At 71.9% G+C, this 18817-nt stretch carries 17 protein-coding genes; 6 read left to right on the top strand and 11 right to left on the bottom strand.

What is annotated here, in order from left to right; all coding sequences use genetic code 11:
- Positions 1–102: 102 nt before the first annotated feature.
- Entirely contained in the window at positions 103–1143 is a 1041-nt protein-coding gene (locus ACWCO8_RS29620) for an ABC transporter substrate-binding protein (protein WP_451034841.1), read from the bottom strand.
- Positions 1144–1401: 258 nt separating this feature from the next.
- Between ACWCO8_RS29620 and ACWCO8_RS29615 the strand changes: the two genes are divergently transcribed.
- Positions 1402–2514, top strand: coding sequence for a hypothetical protein (locus ACWCO8_RS29615; protein WP_451034840.1), 1113 nt, complete (start codon positions 1402–1404; stop codon positions 2512–2514).
- 47 nt (positions 2515–2561) lie between these two features.
- The gene (locus ACWCO8_RS29610; RefSeq protein WP_451034839.1) at positions 2562–2687 is read left to right on the top strand and encodes a hypothetical protein; all 126 of its coding nucleotides are present in this window, start codon (positions 2562–2564) and stop codon (positions 2685–2687) included.
- 98 nt (positions 2688–2785) lie between these two features.
- Here ACWCO8_RS29610 and ACWCO8_RS29605 read toward each other — a convergent pair whose 3' ends face one another.
- The 3 genes from ACWCO8_RS29605 to ACWCO8_RS29595 are packed head-to-tail and all read right to left on the bottom strand — an operon-like array spanning position 2786 to position 5710.
- Complete coding sequence (locus ACWCO8_RS29605; RefSeq protein ID WP_451034838.1) at positions 2786–3727, bottom strand: 3-oxoacyl-ACP reductase; 942 nt, start codon at positions 3725–3727, stop codon at positions 2786–2788.
- 30 nt (positions 3728–3757) lie between these two features.
- A complete protein-coding gene (locus ACWCO8_RS29600; protein ID WP_451034837.1) occupies positions 3758–4834 on the bottom strand; it encodes a Zn-dependent alcohol dehydrogenase in 1077 nt (358 codons plus the stop codon).
- Positions 4835–4855: 21 nt separating this feature from the next.
- Complete coding sequence (locus ACWCO8_RS29595) at positions 4856–5710, bottom strand: MaoC/PaaZ C-terminal domain-containing protein (RefSeq protein ID WP_451034836.1); 855 nt, start codon at positions 5708–5710, stop codon at positions 4856–4858.
- A gap of 335 nt (positions 5711–6045) precedes the next feature.
- Here ACWCO8_RS29595 and ACWCO8_RS29590 point away from each other — a divergent pair, with 335 nt between their 5' ends.
- The 3 genes from ACWCO8_RS29590 to ACWCO8_RS29580 all read left to right on the top strand — a co-directional run bounded on the left by ACWCO8_RS29590 (position 6046) and on the right by ACWCO8_RS29580 (position 8865).
- On the top strand, positions 6046–6951 hold the full coding sequence (locus tag ACWCO8_RS29590) for an ABC transporter ATP-binding protein (RefSeq protein WP_451034835.1): 906 nt from the start codon (positions 6046–6048) through the stop codon (positions 6949–6951).
- The gene (locus ACWCO8_RS29585) at positions 6951–7667 is read left to right on the top strand and encodes an ABC transporter permease (RefSeq protein ID WP_451035053.1); all 717 of its coding nucleotides are present in this window, start codon (positions 6951–6953) and stop codon (positions 7665–7667) included. Before ACWCO8_RS29590 ends, ACWCO8_RS29585 begins: the two co-directional genes overlap by 1 nt.
- A 64-nt stretch (positions 7668–7731) precedes the next feature.
- Positions 7732–8865, top strand: coding sequence for a sensor histidine kinase (locus ACWCO8_RS29580; RefSeq protein WP_451034834.1), 1134 nt, complete (start codon positions 7732–7734; stop codon positions 8863–8865).
- Here the strand turns inward: ACWCO8_RS29580 and ACWCO8_RS29575 are convergent.
- Entirely contained in the window at positions 8862–10346 is a 1485-nt protein-coding gene (locus tag ACWCO8_RS29575; protein ID WP_451034833.1) for an oxidoreductase, read from the bottom strand. The genes ACWCO8_RS29580 and ACWCO8_RS29575 overlap by 4 nt on opposite strands.
- A gap of 101 nt (positions 10347–10447) precedes the next feature.
- Here ACWCO8_RS29575 and ACWCO8_RS29570 point away from each other — a divergent pair, with 101 nt between their 5' ends.
- Complete coding sequence (locus ACWCO8_RS29570; RefSeq protein ID WP_451034832.1) at positions 10448–11089, top strand: response regulator; 642 nt, start codon at positions 10448–10450, stop codon at positions 11087–11089.
- A 20-nt stretch (positions 11090–11109) separates the two neighbouring features.
- Here ACWCO8_RS29570 and ACWCO8_RS29565 read toward each other — a convergent pair whose 3' ends face one another.
- From ACWCO8_RS29565 to ACWCO8_RS29540, 6 genes are all read right to left on the bottom strand, one after another.
- Positions 11110–12549 carry an MFS transporter gene (locus tag ACWCO8_RS29565; RefSeq protein WP_451034831.1) on the bottom strand — a complete coding sequence of 480 codons (1440 nt, stop codon included), beginning with the start codon at positions 12547–12549 and terminating at the stop codon, positions 11110–11112.
- 108 nt (positions 12550–12657) lie between these two features.
- Positions 12658–13851 (bottom strand): lipid-transfer protein, encoded by a 1194-nt coding sequence (locus tag ACWCO8_RS29560; RefSeq protein ID WP_451034830.1) that lies wholly within the window; start codon positions 13849–13851, stop codon positions 12658–12660.
- Between the two features lie 46 nt (positions 13852–13897).
- Positions 13898–16063 carry an acyl-CoA dehydrogenase gene (locus ACWCO8_RS29555; protein WP_451034829.1) on the bottom strand — a complete coding sequence of 722 codons (2166 nt, stop codon included), beginning with the start codon at positions 16061–16063 and terminating at the stop codon, positions 13898–13900.
- Between the two features lie 87 nt (positions 16064–16150).
- Positions 16151–16591, bottom strand: coding sequence for a hypothetical protein (locus ACWCO8_RS29550; RefSeq protein WP_451034828.1), 441 nt, complete (start codon positions 16589–16591; stop codon positions 16151–16153).
- Positions 16592–16710: 119 nt separating this feature from the next.
- Entirely contained in the window at positions 16711–17955 is a 1245-nt protein-coding gene (locus ACWCO8_RS29545; protein ID WP_451034827.1) for a DUF7224 domain-containing protein, read from the bottom strand.
- On the bottom strand, positions 17952–18817 hold an 866-nt coding region (locus tag ACWCO8_RS29540; protein WP_451034826.1), incomplete at its 5' end, for an ABC transporter ATP-binding protein. The genes ACWCO8_RS29540 and ACWCO8_RS29545, both read right to left, overlap by 4 nt.

The following is an 18817-nucleotide window of genomic DNA, read 5'->3' as shown; positions in this document are numbered from 1 at the left end:
GGCTACCTGGCCCCCGCGCCCCGCCGTCCTGCCTGTGGACAACCGCGGAGAGCGCCGCTCTCCGCCGGTCGTCCCCTCGGTCTCCTTCTTCTGCTTCTTCTTCTACTTCTTCACGAGGTCCGCGCGCAGGTCGTCCAGGACGCTGTTCGCCGCGGTCACGCCGAGGCCCAGGTACCAGGTCTCGTCCGGGACGTCCTTGGCCTGGCCGGCCTTGACCGCCTTCAGGTTCTTCCACAGCGGGTTGGCCTGGGCGGTGTCGCGCTTGGTGGCCTTCGGGTCGCCGTAGACGCCGGTGAAGATCCAGTCGGCGTCGGCCTGGTCGATCTTCTCGGGGCTGACCTCGGCGGCGAGCTCGTTCACCTGCTGGTTCTTGGGCCGGGGCAGGCCGGTGTCCTCGAGGATCGTGCCGATGAAGGAGGCCTTGGCGTAGAGCCGGATCTTGCCCGGGAGGTAGCGGACCATCGAGATGGACGGCTTGTTCGGGCCGATGTCCGTGCCGAGCTGCTTGGCCTTCGTCTCGTACGTCGCGAGCTTCGCCTTCGCGTCGGCGGTCCTGTCCAGGGCCGCCGCGTTGAGGAGGTAGTTCTCCTTCCAGGTGAAGCCGGGGCGGATGGAGAAGACGGTGGGGGCGATCTTCGAGAGCTCGTCGTACTTGTCGGCGGCGCGCAGCTGGCTGCCGAGGATCAGGTCGGGCTCCAGATTGGCGATCGCCTCGAGGTTGAGATTGTTGATCGTTCCGACGGACTTGGGGGCGCCCGCGTCCTTCTGCAGATAGGTGGGGATGCCATCGTCACCCTCGGCGGGGGCGTACCCGACGGGCTTGATCCCGAGCGAGACGACGTTGTCGAGCTCGCCGACGTCGAGGACGACGACCCGCTTCGGGGCGGCGGTGATCTCCGTCCTGCCGAGCGCGTGGGTGAGCGTGCGCGGGAACTGGCCGGGCTTGGCGTCGGTCCCCATGGCCGCGGTCTTGGCCGCCGCGTCGCCGAAGTCCTTGCCGCCCGTGGCGACGTCCTTCTTGGCGGCGCCGTCCTTCTTTTCCGAGGTGGCGGCCGGTGCGTCGGCGCCGCCTCCGCAGGCCGCGAGGGAGAGCGCGGCGGCGAGGGCGACGGCTGCGGCGGTGCCGCGGCGGCGGAGGGACATAGGGGCGACTCCTGTACGGATACGAGGGCGGTGCGGCTCGGAAGCCGTGCGCGGCCGGCGCGGGGCGGGCCCACACCCGGAGTCACAGGCTCCACTTAGGATCGCCTTACCTTATGCACCCCTCATCTCGCCAGCACACCCGGCCCCCTCGCCTCAGCAGAATCGATTCACGGCCACCCTTATGTGTGAAGTGACCGGGCTCGTGTTGTTCGGCAGGAAGTGCGAAAACTAGCTTCGGTGGCCGGAGGTGACGAGTCGATGACAGCCTGTGCCATCGAGACAACGACGGACGACGGCGGCGCGGTGCGGCCGGCGCGCTTCACGATCACGGCGAACGGCGCGTACGCGGCGCGGCTCGCCGGCACCGGGGACGCCCTGTACGCGGAGCGGTGGACCCTGGACGGACCGGAGCCGTACGCCGTACCGCTCCCGCTCGACCAGCCCGAGGAGGCCCACGCCCAGCTGCTGCCGCTCGCGGACGGGCGGGTGCTGATCGGCCGCCGCGTGGACGGCCTGCGGCACACGTTCTCCCTGCTCTACCCGACAGGCCCGGGGACGGGCCAACTCCCCCTGGGCGCCGTCGAGTCCGAGGAGCTCGTCCTCCTGCCGCCCTCCCCGGACGGCATCTGCGGCTACGCGATGTGCGTCGGCGCGGCCACCACCACGATCTGGCTGGTGGCGGGCGGCGCGTTCGGCCCCGAGCAGGTCGCGGAGGTCAAGGGCCGCTGCACGGGCGGCGTCTGGCTGGACCGTACGGGACGGATACTGGCCCTCGACCGGTGCCTGGACGGCGGCCCGGTGAAGGCGGTCGCGGTCGACCTGGAGCGCGGGGGCGAGGTGACACCGCTCCTCCAGATCACCGAGGAGAGCCACGACCGGCTGCTGCTCGCCGACCCGGACAGCGGGCTGCTCCTGATCCGCTCCGACGCCCCCTCCCCGGGCCACGAGCGGCTCGGCTGGGGCGTCCTCGGCAGCCTGCTGCCGGTCCGCTTCCCGGAGTGCCTGCGGCTCGACGACGCGGCGGTGACCCCCTTCGCCGTACAGCCGGGTCAGGTGCTCCTTCCGGAGAGCTGCTCGGTGGCGCTGCGTATCGACGCGGCGGCCGGGAGCTGGGTCGGCATGTGGCAGCCGACCGGCCGCCGGATGCACCAACTGGCCGCGCCGGCGGGGTGGATGCCCGGTTCGGGCCTCTGGACGCCGGAGGGCGTGCTGCGACTGCCGTACGCTACGGAGGACACGACCTGCGGCCTCGCGGGACTCACGGTCCCGCCGGACCCGGAGCCCGTCGCGGTCACGGTCGAACCGCGCGTCTGCCGCCCCGTACCGCTCCAGCAGGCTCCCCTCGCCGACCGTAAAGCCGCCGCTGGCTAGACTCGCGGCCGCACGACAACAGCGATCAATACGGGGTGAGTTCCACCATGTCGGAAGCGCGTACGGACGGCTCGGAGCCGCAGGGCTCCGGAAAGCATCGCGGCGAGGCGGCGCCGTCGGAGGACTCCACGTCCTCCCCCCACGGCCGCCACCGCCGCGACGAGGAGCAGTAGCAAGAGCAGTACCAGTAACAAAAGCCGCCAGTACCTACGGAACGGCCCCGGGGGATCCCGGGGCCGTTCCCGTCGTTTCCCAGGGCCCCGCCCCGGCCCTACCCCCGCTTCAGCCCCAGCACCTCCGCCGCCGCGAACGTCTCGCCCGCCGGGCGGCCCGCGTAGTGCGGGGACAGCAGCCCGTCGAGCTCCTCGTACGTGAACGCGTCCTTCGCCGTGTCGAACTTCGCCGACACCTTCGGCCGGTCCACGATCGCGACCATCCCGCCGTGGACGACGAGGAGTTGGCCGTTGACGGCCGCGGCCGCCGGGGACGCGAGGTAGCCCACGAGCGGCGCCACGTGCTCCGGCGCCAGCGCGTCCAGCTCGCCGTCCCCCGGCTCCGCGAAGCCCGCGAAGACGTCCTCCGTCATCCGGGTCCGCGCCCGCGGGCAGATCGCGTTCGCGGTGACGCCGTACTTCGCGAGGGCGAGCGCCGTCGAGGTCGTGAGCCCCACGATCCCGCCCTTGGCCGCCGCGTAGTTGGGCTGGCCCGCCGAGCCCGCCAGGAACGCCTCGGACGAGGTGTTGACGATCCGGCCGTACACGCCGGTCTCCCCCGCCTTCGCCCGTCCCCGCCAGTGCACCGCCGCGAAGTGCGTGGTGTTGAAGTGGCCCTTCAGATGGACCCGGATCACCGAGTCCCACTCCTCCTCGCTCATCGAGAAGACCATCCGGTCCCGCAGGATGCCCGCGTTGTTGACCAGGATGTCCAGCTTCCCGAACTCGCCCACCGCCAGGTCCACCAGGGCCCGCGCGGTCTCGAAGTCGGCGACGTCGCCCAGGTGCGCGACCGCCCGGCCGCCCGCCGCCCGGATCTCCTCGGCGACCTCCTCGGCGGGGGCCGCCGACGCCTCGCCGGAGCCGTCGCGCCCCGGCTGGCCGTAGTCGTTGACGACCACGGCCGCGCCCAGGCGGGCGAGTTCCAGCGCCTCGGCCCGGCCGAGGCCCCGGCCGGCGCCGGTGACGATCGCGGACAGCCCCTCAAGAGGGAGTGACATCGATTCGCGTCCTCTCAGATTCGGATCGGTTCAGATCTCGATGCAGGTGCGCAGCGCGACGCCGGTACGCATCTGCTCCAGCGCCTCGTTGATCCCGGCCAGCGGCACCCGGTGGGTGATCAGGGACTCCAGGTCGATCCGGCCGGCCCGCCAGAGCGCGATGGCCCGCTCGTACGAGCGCATGACGTCACCGCCGCCGTACATCGACGGCAGGATCCGCTTCTCGTCGAAGAACAGCTCGAACATGTTGAGCTGGAGGTGGTCGTCGAGCGCGCCCGCGCCGACGACGCAGAGGGTGCCGCCGCGCCGGGTCGTCTCGTACGCGGTACGGGCGGTGGCGGACTTGCCGACGACCTCGAAGACGTAGTCGAAGCCCTCGCCGGCGGTGATCCGCTGCTTGGCGTCCGCGAGCGCGTCGGGGGCGACGGCCTCGGTCGCGCCGAAGCGGAGGGCGGCCTCGCGCCGGGACTCGACCGGGTCGACGGCGACGATCTGGGCGGCTCCCTGGAGCTTGGCGCCCTGGATCGCGGAGATGCCGACGCCGCCGCAGCCGATCACGGCGACCGAGGAACCTGCTTCCACCTTCGCGGTGTTGATGGCCGCGCCGAGCCCGGTGGTCACGCCGCAGCCTATGAGCGCGGCGATGTCGAAGGGCACGTCGTCGGGGATCGGGACGGCGCAGCCGGCGTCGACGACGACCTCTTCGGTGAAGGTGCCGGTCCCCGCGAAGCCGAAGACCTCCCCTCCGGGCCTACGGAAGTTGGGGGTACCGGCGTTCATGAAGCCGGCCAGGCAGAGCTGGGTCTGGCCGCGCTTGCAGGCGGGACATGCGCCGCACGCGGGCAGCCAGCACAGCAGCACCCGCTGCCCCTCGCTGAGCCCGGTGACCCCGTCGCCGATGTCGAGGATCTCGCCCGCGCCCTCGTGGCCGGGGATGAACGGGGCGGGCTGCGGGAGCACGCCGCTCATCGCGGAGACGTCGGAGTGGCACAGTCCGGTCGCCCTGACCCGGATCTTGACCTTGCCTGGGCCGAATCCCACGGCCTCGACGTCGTCGAGGACCTCCAGTTTGTCCTGGCCGATCTCGTGCAGTACGGCTGCGCGCATGGTGCGGCTCCAATCGCCCGATCAGGAATACTCGACGAGGGTGTCGGCGAGCACGGGAGCGTCGTCGCGCTCCACGGCCGTGACCGACACCTGGACGCGGCCGTCCCCGGTCCACATCCGGATACGCAGGGTCTCGCCGGGGAAGACGATCCCGGCGAAGCGGGTGCGGTACGAGCGGACCCGGGCGACGTCCCCGCCGAGCACCGTGTCCACCACCGCCTTGAGGGTCATTCCGTAGGTGCAGAGTCCGTGCAGGATCGGCCGGTCGAAGCCGGCGAGCGCGGCGAACTCGGGGTCGGCGTGGAGCGGGTTCCAGTCGCCGGAGAGCCGGTAGAGGAGCGCCTGGTCCTCGCGTACGGGACGCTCGACGGTCTTCTCGGGCTCGCGGTCCGGGAGTTCGAGCCGCTCGGAGGGGCCGCGGTCGCCGCCCCAGCCGCCCTCTCCGCGGACGAAGATCTGCGCGTCGCTGGTCCACAGCGGGCCCTCGTCGTCGGCGACCTCGGAACGCAGCACGAGGACGGCCGCCTTGCCCTTGTCGTACACGGCGGCGACGCGGGAGGTGGTGACGGCCCGGCCCTTCACGGGGACCGGCCGGTGGAGCGTGATCGTCTGGCCGCCGTGCAGGACGGCGGCCAGGTCGATGTCGAGGCCGGGCGCGGAGAGCCCGCCGACGACCCCCATGCCGGCGCCGGCGACGGTGGCGAAGCTGGGCAGGACGTGCAGCCTGGATTCGAGGGTGTAGCGGAGCTCGCCGGGGTCGGTCGCCGGGGTTCCGGCGCCAAGGCCCAGGTGGTAGAGCTGGACGTCCTTGTGGTCCCAGCCGATCTCGGCGCTGCGGGGCTCGGCGGCGACGGCCTTGGCGGCATCAATGGGCATGGGGATGCTGCTCCTTGGAGATCCGTGAGGGTCGGGAGGACGTAGAGGTTCGTGAGGCGTGTGGAAGACCTCGGTGCGACCGTCCGCACCGTCGGCCGCACCGAGGCCGTGCGGGGACCGTCCCGTACGCGCTCGCTCTCCGTTCTAGAACGCGTTCTAGGTCGGTGATCCTCATGTATAGCCGAGCGGGGATGAGTTGAGAAGCCCTCGGGCAACGACACCTGACGATACGTCAGCTAACTGAGGGGCCGGCCCGGTGGCAGGACATTTGTCACTGCCGACTCCGCACATCCACGCCTGCCGCGCTCCCCGGCCGGATCCGTAGTTTCGACGGCATGACGAACGAGCCCGCGTCCGTGGTCTTCGAGGCCACGACGAAGAGATACGGCGCAGTCCGCGCCGTGGACGGCATCGACCTGACCGTCCGCCGTGGCGAGACGGTGGCCCTGCTGGGCCGCAACGGCGCCGGCAAGTCCACCACGATCGCCCTGCTCCTCGGCCTCACCGAGCCCGACGAGGGCCGGGTCTCGCTCTTCGGCGCGGCGCCCGGCCGCGCGGTCGCGGCGGGCCGGGTCGGTGCGATGCTCCAGGAGGGCCGGCCGGTCCCCCGGGTCACCGTCCGCGAGCTCGTCACGTTCGTCGCACGCACCTACCCGGCCCCGCTGCCGGTGGCCGAGGCCCTGGAGCTCGCGGGCCTCACGGAGCTGGCGGGCCGCCGCGCCGACCGGCTCTCCGGCGGGCAGGCGCAGCGAGTCCGGTTCGCCCTGGCGCTCGTCGGGAACCCCGAACTGATCGTGCTCGACGAGCCGACCGTCGCTCTGGACGTGGAGGCCCGCGAGGCGTTCTGGGACGCGATGCGCGGGTACGCCCGCCGGGGGAACACGGTCCTCTTCTCCACCCACTATCTGGAGGAGGCCGACGCCCATGCCGACCGGATCGTCGTCCTCGACGGCGGCCGCGTCCTGGCCGACGGCACGGGCGAGGAGCTCAGGCGCACGGGAGGCGGCAGCCTCGTCTCCTTCGACCTCGCGGGCGGGTCGAGCGAGGGGCTCGCCCACCTCCCCGGCGTGACCTCGGTGGAGATACGGGGAGACCGTGCCCGGCTGCGCACGGACGACTCCGACGCGACCGTCGTCGCTCTCGCGGCGCGGAACGCGATCCGCGGCCTGGAGGTCGCCCCGGTGTCGATGAACGACGCCTTCCTGTCCCTGACCCGACGCACCCTGGAGACCGCCTCGTGATCACCGCGTACGTACGACTCGAAGTCCGCCGGTCCCTGCGCGACGTCGGCTTCGCGATCGGCAGCGTCGGCGTGCCGGTGATGATGTACCTCCTGTTCACCAACCTCGGCACGGACGAGGCGGTGTGGAAGACCGCCTCGATGGTCGGCATGGCGGCTTACGGAGCGGTCAACGCGGCGCTGTCCGTGGGGACGGGGATCGCCGAGGACCGGTCCGTGGGCTGGCTGCGGCAGCTGCGGATCACACCGATGACGCCCCGCCAGGTCGTCATCGGGCGCGCGCTCACGGGGTCGGTGATCGTCCTGCCCGCGCTCACGGCCGTCCTCCTCGCCGGCGCCGTCGTCAACGGCGTCCGGATGCCCGCCTGGCAGTGGGCCGCGCTCGCCGTGGCCCTCTGGCTCGGTTCGCTCCCCTTCACCCTGCTCGGCCTCGGCAACGGATACCGCCTCTCCGCCCAGACCACCGGCGTCGTCAACGTGGCCTGCAATCTGGGGCTCGCCGTCGTCGGTGGCCTCTGGTTTCCCGTGGAGCTCTTCCCCGACTGGCTGCGTGTGATCTCCTCGTACACTCCGACGAACCGCTTCGCGGAGCTCGGCCGGGCGCTGACGGAGGGCTCCGCACCGGGCCTCGCGGCGATCGCCGTGATCACCGTGTGGGCCCTGCTGTTCGGCCTGTACGCGACGGATTCGTACCGCCGCTCGGGCAGACCGACGTGAGACGGACATGAGGACGGGCACGACGACGGCCATGAGGACGGGCACGATGCGCGGGAGGGGCACCATGCGCGGGTGGGGACGTACGCGGCGAGGCGGCCGGGAGTGGGCGCCGGAGGGGATGACGCCGCCCAACGGGTACTCGATGCTGCCCTGGCTGCTCATGGGCATGGGGGCGGTCTCCCACCTCTTCCAGGGCAAGTCGTCCAACCCCTGGCTCACCGGTCTTGGCCTGCTCGTCTTCAACTCTCTCTACATAGCGGTCGTCTTCCGTGCCTTCAGCGGCCCCAAGCGCGACGCGCCCACCACCTGGTGGCTGCTGGCGGGGATGGCGGCCGTCACCCTGGGCCTGAGCATCGCCTACGGCGGCCCGTACCTGCTGTACTTCCCGCTGCTCGGCCTCGCCGCGGGGTCTGTCACCCGCGGCCGGCGGCTGCCCCGCGTGGTGTTCCCGCTCTGTGTCACGGCTGCCGTGGTCGCGGGGGTACGGGACGGCTGGGGAGCGATCAACGTGGCCTACGGGACGTTCATCTCGGCGATGGTGACGGCGGCCATCTTCGCCCTCTCCGAAACCGTCCGCGAGCTGCGCGCCACCCGGCAGGAACTGGCCCGGGCGGCGGTGGAGAAGGAGCGGCTCCGCTTCTCCCGGGACCTCCACGACCTGCTCGGGCACACCCTGTCCGTCATCGTCGTCAAGTCGGAGGCGGCACGGCGGCTCGCCCCGCGCGATGTCGAGGCCGCGCTCGCGCAGGTGGCGGACATCGAGTCGGTCGGTCGCCAGGCGCTCGCGGAGATCCGCGAGGCGGTGACCGGCTACCGCGAGGGCAACCTCGCCACCGAACTGGACGGCGCCCGCGACGCCCTGTCCTCGGCGGGCATAGACCCGGTGGTCCGCCAGTCCGGCCCACCCCTTCCGCCCGCCACCGAGGCGCTGCTGTGCTGGGTCGTACGGGAGTCGGTGACGAACGCGGTCCGCCACAGCGAGGCGACCCGCTGCACCATCGACCTGGGCGGCACCCTGACCCACGTCCGCCTGACGATCACGGACAACGGCAAGGGCACGGCCGCCCCACCCGGCACCGGCCTCAAGGGCCTTCACGAACGCATAACAACCGCGGGCGGCTCCCTCACCACGGGCCCGACCCCACAGGGCGGCTTCCGCGTCACCGCGGAACTCCCCGTGGGGGTCGTGACCCGCTAGTTCTTCTGCAGGGTGCGGGTGACGCCCGCGATGACGGCGGTCGTCAGCACCCACCCCACCGCCATGAGCAGGTAGGCCAGCCACTGGAGGACGCCGTCGGGCCAGTACCAGGCCGTGCGCTGCCCCAGACCCCCGATGGGGATCAGGAGGTCGAGCGTGTAGACGAGCGGCTGGAACGGGGCTCCTTCGCCGGGCTTGCTCGCCCTGGGGGTGTCCGTCGCGAACGACAGCGTGCCCAGCAGGGCCAGTACGAGCAGCCAGACCCCGGCCAGCCAGGGGCGGTAGCCGTAGCCGACGGTCACGTCGAGCAGGTGCCCCCACAGGCGTGCGGCCGGGCGCAGGGTCCGGCGGCGGTGGCGCTGTTTGGCCAGGAGCACGCGGCGGGCGTCGTCGTCGTGGCCGATCCGCCGGCACCAGGCCGCCAACTGCTCGTACGGCTGCGGGGCGTAGCCGGGATGGAGCCGGATCCACGCCAGGCGGCGGGCCACGTCGCCCCTGGGGGGAGTTCCGCCTTCGGCCGCCCCGTGCGACGCGGTGTCCCCGAAGTGGAGGGAGTCGTAGGTGAATCCGTCCAGCAGTACGGTCTGCGGCCAGCTCTCCTCGCTGTCCCGGTACCGCGTGGCTCGTGCGGAGCGGAGGTCCATCGTTCCCTCGGGTGGTGCGGCGGTGGTGCAGTCGAACTCCTCCACCTGCATCGCCGCACAGTCGAGGGCGACGCCGGTGCCGTGCAGACGGGCCCCCGCGAGAGTCAGCGGACCGTCGATCCGGGCCCTGCGCAGCCGCACTTCGCCGTGCGCGGTGAAGCCCTCGGAGCAGTCCACCGTCGAGGTGGCCACCCCGCCCGCGGCGAGTGCGACACCACCGACGTTCTCCAGCCGGGCGGCCTGCAGGAACAGGCCGCTGCGGAGCTGTGCGCCGGGCAGCCGGAGCCCGCCCCGGGTGCTGAGCCGTTGGCCGAAGAGGCAGCCCTCCACGGAGAGGCCGCCGGCGAGCACGGCCCACTCCGCCGTGCCGGAGACCGTGGCGTCCGTGAGGAGCAGGTTGCCGGCTATGTGCGCGCCGACGAGTATCAGAGAGCCGCCCTCGACAGCGGACCGCCTCAGGTCCAGGTCCCCTCCGATGCGGGCCTGCTCGGCGTCGATCCCGGGAAGCCGACTGTCCGTGATCTCGATCGTCCGAGCCGTCGCACCGCGCAGGCTCACGACCTCGTCGAGTCGGCAGTGTGCGAGCGAGACCGTGTGACCGACCTCTGTCCCGGACAGGTCGAGTCGGCCGGTGATAAGCGCCCCGGCGAGCCGCACGGCGGCGACCGCCCCGACCCGTTGTTCACCGTTCGCCCCGAGCAGCAGCGTCGCCACGACAGCCGCACGGACCGTGCGTTCGGGTTCAGGGCCACCCGTGCGCAGATCGACCCGGCGCCCCTCGGGGAACGCGTCCCACAGCTCGCGCTCGGGTGAGGTCAACTCGTCATAGGAGAACACCCGTGCAGAGTAGTGATCTTCCCCGGACCCGTCTCGTCCTGCCCCGACGTTCCGAGCTCGCACGACGCGCCCCAACAGCCCTCCCGCCCTACCCTTTTCCCATGAGCGAGATGCCGCAGGACCACCGCCCGCTGTCGCGTACGAGAGTTCTCCTCGCCGAGGACCAGGGCATGATGCGGGGCGCGCTCGCGCTGCTGCTCGGGATGGAGCCGGACATCGAGGTCGTCGCTCAGGTGGGGCGGGGGGACGAGATCGTGGACACGGCGCTCGTCAGTCGGCCCGAGGTGGCGCTGCTCGACATCGAGCTGCCGGGGCGGTCCGGGCTCGACGCCGCCGCCGATCTGCGCGACGAGGTGCCCGACTGCCGGGTCCTGATCCTGACCACCTTCGGCCGGCCCGGCTACCTCCGGCGGGCGATGGAGGCGGGGGCGGCCGGGTTCCTGGTGAAGGACGGGCCGGTGGAGGAACTCGCCTCGGCGATCCGGCAGGTCCTGCGGGGCGAGACGGTCATCGACCCGGCCCTTGCGGCGGCGGCCCTCAGCGCGGGGCCGAACCCGCTGTCCGCCCGCGAGCGGGAGGCCCTGGGCGCGGCGGTGGACGGCGCGACGATCGCCGACATCGCGGAGCGGCTGCACCTGTCCGAGTCGACCGTACGGAACTACCTCTCCTCCGCCATCGGCAAGACCGGCACCCGCAACCGCATGGAGGCGGTCCGGGAGGCCCGTCAGCAGGGCTGGCTCTAGAGTCTGTCCCCCGGTCCGGCTCAGTCCTGGCGCGTCGGCCTCGGCAGCCACAGCAGCATCAGGAGCGCCGCCGCGAGGAGGACGCCCGTCGCCGTGCGGAAGGCCAGGGCGTAGCCCTCCGTCAGGGCCTCGGGGCTCGTGCCGCCGGCCGTGCGGGCGGCGGCCACGGTGGACAGGACGGCGAGGCCGAGCGCGCCGCCCATCGTGCGGGAGGTGTTGACGAGGCCGGAGACCAGCCCCGCGTCACCGGGCGCGGCGCTGGAGGTGGCCAGGGTGGCCAGGGGGGTGGTGAGGAGGCCGATGCCGGCCATCATCAGGATGCCGGGGCCCAGGATGATGGTCAGGAACGTGCCGTTCGCCGTCATCGTCGACTGCCAGGCGAAGCCGGCCGCGGCGACCAGGGCTCCGATGACCGCGAGGTTGCGCGCGCCCGTCGTCGGCATCAGGCGGGGGGCCAGCTTGGAGCCCACGATGACGCTGACCGAGCTGGGGACCAGGGCCAGGCCCGCCTGGATCGGGGTGTAGCCGAGGACGTTCTGGGCGTACACCGTCATGAAGAACCACATGCCGAACGACGTCGAACCCGCGAGCAGGATCGACACGTTGGCCGCCGAGACCGCCCGCGAGCGGAAGAGCTTCAGCGGCATCAGCGGGGCCGCCGTCCGGGCCTCGACGGCGACGAAGACCCCGAGCAGGGCCAGTCCGCCGAGCAGCGGGACCAGGGTGGCCGGGGCGCCCCAACCGCCCTCCTCCGTCTGCACGATGCCGTACGCGACGGAGGCGAGGCCGCCGGTGACGAGCACCGCGCCCGGCAGGTCGAGCCGTCGCCCGCCGGTGGTACGGCTCTCGCTCAGCCACAGCGCCGCCCCGGCCAGGACCAGGACGCCGACCGGCACGTTGATCAGGAGCACCCAGCGCCAGGAGAGCAGGTCGACGAGGACCCCGCCCACGAAGCCGCCCGCCGCGCCACCGGCCGCCCCGACCGCCGTCCACGTCCCGATGGCCCGGGTCCGCGCCGGCCCTGCCGGTACGGCAGCGGTCACGATCGTGAGCGTCGCGGGCGCGAGGACCGCGGCGCCGAGTCCCTGCACGGCCCGCGCGGCGACCAGCTGCCAGCCCTCCTGCGCGAGCCCGCCCGCGACGGAGGCCGCGGTGAAGAGCCCGAGCCCGAGCAGGAACATCCGCTTCCGGCCGAAGAGGTCCGCCGCCCGTCCGCCGAGCAGCATGAACCCGGCGAAGGCGATCGAGTAGGCGTTGAGGACCCACTGCAGCCCGATCGCCGAGAGACCGAGGTCGGCCCGCATCGACGGCAGCGCGACGTTCACCACCGAGACGTCGAGGACCACGAGGAACTGCCCCGCGCACGCGGCCAGCACGACGAGCCAGGTGCGCGGGGTGGGGCGTACGGAGGTGGACGACGGTGCGGCCGACTCGGCGGCGGAGGACTCGGTTCGGGCCATGCGTGTGATGGTCGCAGACGGTCCGTGCCCCGTACATCGGGAATCGGTCCTAGGAAGGGTCCCAGGAATTGGTCCTACGACCTCCGGACCCCCGGCCCACGCCCCGTCCTACCCCCTCCGCAGCATCGTCACCACCGCCGCCCCGCCGAGCCCGATGTTGTGCGCGAGCCCCACCCGCGCCCCCGCCACCTGCCTCGGCCCCGCCTCGCCCCGCAGCTGCCAGACCAGCTCGGCGGCCTGGGCGAGCCCGGTGGCCCCCAGCGGATGCCCCTTGGAGATCAGCCCGCCCGACGGGTTCACCACCCACCGCCCGCCGTACGTCGTCGCCCCCGACTCGACGAGCTTCCCCGAAGCACCGTCCTCGCACATGCCGAGCGCCTCGTAGGTCAGCAGCTCGTTGATGGAGAAGCAGTCGTGGAGTTCCACGACGTCCACGTCCTCGATCCCGAGCCCGGACTTCTCGTAGACCTGCCGGGCCGCGGCACGCGACATCGGCCGGCCGACCGCGTCGATGCAGGACCCGGACGCGAAGGAGTCCTCGGTGTCCGTGGTCATGGCCTGCGCCGCGATCTCGACCGCCTTGTCGTGCAGCCCGTGCTCGACCACGAACCGCTCGGACACCACCACAGCCGCCGCCGAACCGTCGGAGGTGGGCGAGCACTGGAGCTTCGTCAGCGGCCGGTGGATGGTCTTGGCGGCGAGGATCTCGTCGACCGAGTACACGTCCTGGAACTGGGCGTTGGGGTTGTTCGCCGAGTGCTGGTGGTTCTTGGCGCCGACGGCCGCGAGCTGCACCTCCGTCGTCCCGTACCGCTCCATGTGTTCACGCGCCGCGTTGCCGAAGATCTGCGCGGTCGGCGGGGACATCTCGAAGCCGTGGGCGGCGGCCATGATCCCGTAGTGCCGGGCGACCGGCGAGGTCTTGAAGTCGCCGCCGTCGGATCCGCCGCCCAGCGCCCCGCGCGCCATCTTCTCGAAGCCCAGCGCGAGGACGCAGTCGCCGATCCCGCCCTCCACGAACTGCCGGGCCATCATCAGCGCGGTCGACGCCGTCGCGCAGTTGTTGTTGACGTTGTAGACCGGCACACCGGTCAGACCGAGTTCGTACGCGGCACGCTGCCCGGCCGTGGAGGCCTGGAAGCAGTAGCCGACCGGGACCTGCTGGACCTGCTCGTACGAGACGCCGGCGTCGGCGAGCGCCGCCGTGCCCGCCTCACGTGCCATGTCCCAGTAGTTCCAGTCGCGCGTCTCGGGCTTCTCGAACTTCGTCATCCCGACGCCGACGATGTACGCCTTCCCCATCTCCGCTTCCCCTCAGTCAGTTCAGTCGGTCTCTGGTCTCGGGTCTCTAGTCCCTCGGCAGTCCGAGCAGGCGCTCGGCCACGACGTTGAGCTGGACCTGCGTGGTGCCGCCCGCGATGGTCAGGCAGCGGGACATCAGCAGCCCGTGGACGGCCCGCTCCCCCGCGCCCTCCCGCACGGCGCCCTCGGGGCCGAGCAGTTCGAGCGTGAGCTCGGCGACCTTCTGCTGGTGGACGGTCTGGACGAGCTTGCGGACGCTGGCACCCGCGCCCGGTTCGAGGCCGGAGACCTGGAGCGTGGTGGTCCGCAGCCCGATGCAGGCGAGCGCGTGCGCCTCGGCGACCAGGGCTCCGATCCGTACGCGTACGGAGGTGTCGACCCCGGTCGCCCGCTCGATCAGCGCTTCGAGCCCGGAGTCGAAGGCGACCTGGTCGGCCATGTGGACGCGTTCGTTGCCGAGGGTGTTGCGGGCGACGCGCCAGCCGTCGTTGACCTCGCCGACGACGGCGTCGGCCGGGAGCACCGCGCCGTCGAAGAAGACCTCGTTGAAGAGCGACTCGCCGGTGATCTCCTTCAGCGGCCGGATGTCGATCCCGGGGGTGTTCTTCATGTCGACGAGGAAGTACGTAAGCCCCTTGTGCTTGGGCGCGTCGGGGTCGGTCCGGGCGAGCAGGATGCCGTGGTCGGCCCACTGGGCCGCGCTCGTCCACACCTTCTGCCCGGTGATCCGCCAGCCGCCGTCCTCGGTCCGTTCCGCCTTCGTACGGAGCGAGGCGAGGTCGGACCCCGCGCCGGGCTCGGAGAAGAGCTGGCACCAGAGCAGCTCGCCGCGCAGAGTGGGCCCGAGGTACCGCTCCTGCTGCGTGCCCGTCCCGTACGCGAGGAGAGACGGGACCACCCAGGTGGCGATCCCGAGGCCGGCGATCCGGACCCCGGCCGTGTCCAGCTCCCGTTGCACGGCGAGCTGCTGGAGCGGCCCGGCGCCGAGGCCGTACGGCTCCGGCAGGTGCGGGGCGGCGTACCCGGTGACGGCGAGGGCACGCCGCGCGGCGCCCGGGTCGAGGCCGACGGCGGGCGCGAGCGCCTCGCGCGCGGCGGCGCGGAACGCGTCGGCCTCCGGCGGCAGTTCGAGCCGCAGCTCACGCCGTACACCCTCGGCGGCGAGCCGGACGGCCTGCGCGCGATGGGCGTCGCCCGAGCCGAGCAGCTGGCGGGCGACGAGGGCGCGGCGCAGGGCGAGGTGGGCGTCGTGCTCCCAGGTGAAGCCGATCCCGCCGAGGATCTGGATGCAGTCCTTGGCGCAGCTGTACGCGGCGTCGAGGGCGGTGGCGGCGGCGAGGGCCGCGACGAGCGAGCGCGCGGTCGAGTCGGTGGCCCTGGCGGCGTCCCAGGCGAGCGCGCGGGCCTGCTCGACGCGTACGAGCATGTCGGCGCAGAGGTGCTTGACCCCCTGGAACTGCCCGATGGGCCGCCCGAACTGCTCGCGCGTCCTGGCGTACTCGGCGGCCGTCTCCAGGGCCCGGGCGGCGGTCCCGCAGGCGTCGGCGGCGTACAGCACGGCGGCCAGGTCGGTTACGAGAGTGGGGTCGAGGTCCAGGATCCGCTCGGCGGGCACGTGGGTGCCGTCGGCGGTGACCTCGGCGGTCGGCCGCGTCGGGTCGGCGCTCTCGTGCGGCCGGACGGCCAGGGTCTCGGCGTCCACGGCGGCCCAGACGACACCCCGCGCGGTGCTCGCGGCCAGGATCAGCAGGTCGGCCTGGGCGCCCCCGAGGACGGGCGGCGCGACCCCGTCGAACACGACCCCGCCCTCGACCTCGACCCCGGTCATCCCCCCGGCCCCGAGCGCGACGGCCCCCACCCTGACGCCGCGCACGAGATCGCCGACGAGCTCACCCGCTCCCGGAACCCGACTCAGGACCTCTCCGGCGAGCACACAGGGCAAGTACGGCCCCGGCACGAGCGCCCGCGCGGCCTCTTCGAGCACGACGGCCAGATCGACAAGATCGCCGCCCCCACCCCCGTACGACTCGGGCAGATGCACCCCGAGCAGCCCCTGCTCGACAAGCCCGTCCCAGTACCCGGGCCGCCCGACCCCACTCTCCGCGGGCGCGTCAAGAAGCTTCCGCACGTCCTCGCCCGGCACGGCCCGAGCGAACCACCCGCGCACGGACCGAGCCAACTCCCGCTGCTCTTGCGTGATTCCGATGCCCATGGGGCGCAGACTAGAACACGTTCCAATCTGACGGAAGGTCAGATAACGAGAGAGTTCGCACCGCGGGGGCCCGCCCCGATGGTCTTGCTAGCGGCGAGGGAGAGCGAGGGGCAGCGCGAGAGCGAAAACGATCGCGGCGGTCAGCCACGCGCCGAGACTGTGGTCGGGGTAAAGGGTTACGGCCCACCAGGTGTGACCGACGAAGCCGTCGGGGTTGTACGCGCGGCCTGCGACGAGGTTGAGGACGAGGAACATGAGTCCGGCTGCGGTCGCTGCTGCTTCGTTGATCAGCCGCCGAACGAGGAGGGCGATGGCCAGCAACAGGACGGTGTTCCTGGCGATGTCCATTCCGACCAGCAGCCCGGTCAAGTGGGCAAGGACGGCTGTACCGGTGACGATTCCCCGGTCCAGCGTGCTGATGGGCCGCACCGCCGTGGTCTCCGTCCGGTCGAGGTTGCGGTCCAGGCAGTACATGACGGCGACGACGACCAGTACGGGCGTGAAGTAGGCCAGCTGCGCACTTCCCATGCCGCTGGTGATACTGGGGATGGGGACCTCGCTCGCGCCTGCGAGGAGACACACGGCGGTGAGCAGAGCGAGTGCCGCTGGGACTGCCAACCACTGGCGGACTTTCGTCGCGTAGAGGGTCATGACAGGGCCCTGCAGTGCCGTTGAGCGGTCACAGTGCGGCTGAACCAGGTGGCTTGCTCCTTGGCGGGGCGGTTGCGGACCTTCTGAACCGCCGCCCAGTCCCCCGGCGAGAGTGCTGCCTGAACGCCTTGTTCGGGAACACCGGCTGCAAGGGCCGCCCAGGCGGCGGCCGGAGAACCGGGCTGGCGACAGTCCCGTACTCCGTTCCGTGCAGCGGTTCCTGTGACCGCTGATTCGGCTATGTCCGCCGCGATCTTGGCCGGTTCCGTGCTGTCGCCGGCCGGGGACCAGTACAGGGGCCAGACCCCTGACTCAAGGGGAGCCTTGTCGGAGCTGATCCGTAGCTCCCGAGGCGCGGGGACACCCGCTTCCTGCAGCTTGCCGATGGGGGCAGTGAGGTCCTCCCGCAACTGAGCGGCGTACGGGGCGTACTCCGGCGGGACACACACGCGGGGCTTGTCGCCGACGCAGTTCATGGCGACCGAACGAGGGCTCGTCGGATGGTGGAAGCCCCAGTCGGACACCAGAGCTCGACCGGCGAGCAGCGTGAGGGTGATGGTCGTGAGAGCAACGGCTGCGCCCCAGGTGCGCCGGGGGATGCCGGCGAGTGCCCAGAACGCGAGCGCGAGAGCGGCGGTGACGCCCCAGGGGACGAAGTAGACGGACGGTGAGCGCGTGTCGGTGACGCTCGAGAGCCCGTCGACGAAGCCGCCCAGGTGTCGGAGCCACGGATTGGCAGTCGCGTGGGGCCACGACAGCCAAACCCAGCAGCCGATCGCCACCGCAGGTGCGGCTATCGACTTGGGCAGGACGAGCCCGATGGACCATCCGACGACGAGCCAGCCGAAGGACAGCACGATCAGGTGGACCACAGCGAGCAACCCGGCACCCCGCGGCAGCACCTGGGCGGCGTTGTAGCCCATGACGACAGCGCCGATGGCAAGCACGAGCAGGAGGAGGAGAACGGGGGCGACTGCACGCGAGAGCTGTCGTGCGGCGCTGCGACAGGCAGTTGCGCGCAGTGCTCCCAGCATGCGGTGGCGTCCCGCTTCCCAGGCCGCGGCTCCCGCGATGGCCGGGACGACGACCGCGACCGCGTATGCGGCGAGCTCGCCGGATTCGACTCCGTAGTGGGACGGGACCGGGGAGGCCGCGTCGCCCACGTAGAGGGAGGCATATACGAGGACGGGCAGCATCAGCCAGAGGGCGGCGGATGCACGGAGGTTGGCCCAGGTGATCACTCAGCCGCCTCCAGGAGAGAGGCATAGGCGCTCTCGAGACGTCGTGCCGGTGCGCAGGCGGGATCCGCGTGCTCAGCGAATTCGCGCACGGTGCCCCGGAAGCGCGCCTTTCCCGATTCGAGGACCACGACTTCGTCGAATGACTCGTCGAGGTCGCCGATGTCGTGGGTGGAGACGATGACGTGGACGGACCCGCGCAAGGAGACAAGCAGGTCGAGGAACCGGCGTCGCTGGTGGGGGTCGAGGCCGACAGTGGGTTCGTCGAGGAGGAGGAGTCCCGCGTCGTGGACGAGCGCTTGCGCGATGGCTATGCGCTGCTGCTGCCCACCGGACAGTGTCTTGATCTTGTCGTCGAGTTTGGCGCTGAGGCCCACGCGTTCAATGGCCGAGGGCGCGGAACGCCAGGCGTCGCGTTCACTCATACCCTTGAGCCATCCGACATAGGCAACGTGTTCACGACACGTGAGCCCGGGAATGAAGCCCGGGCGTTGAGGCAGCCACGAGACCTTCTCCCGATAGGCGCGCAGATGCCGGCGGACGCCGGAGTCGAGTCTCCCGTAGCCGACGGTTCCCGACTGAGGTTTCTGGGCGCTTGCCCCCAGGGAGAGAAGCGTGCTCTTCCCGGCTCCGTTGGGGCCGAGGAGGACCGTGTGGCCGGGTGAGAACTGCAACGTGAGGCGGTCCAGGACCGGGCGAGAACGTGACCTGTATCGGAAGGTGCAGGCCTGATAGTGCAGGGGCATGGGCGGTCGTACCTTGTCCGCTGAGAAAAGGGAGCCCTCGGCCTCCGCGGCTTCCGCGTCGCCCGACTCGATCGCCGCGACCAGCGCCTCGTGCGCGTCGATGTCGACCGGCGGCATCT

The sequence above is a fragment of the Streptomyces sp. NPDC001927 genome (genome assembly GCF_053594455.1).
The sequence above is the reverse complement of the archived record's forward strand: the minus strand, read 5'-3'. Positions and strand labels throughout refer to the sequence as shown.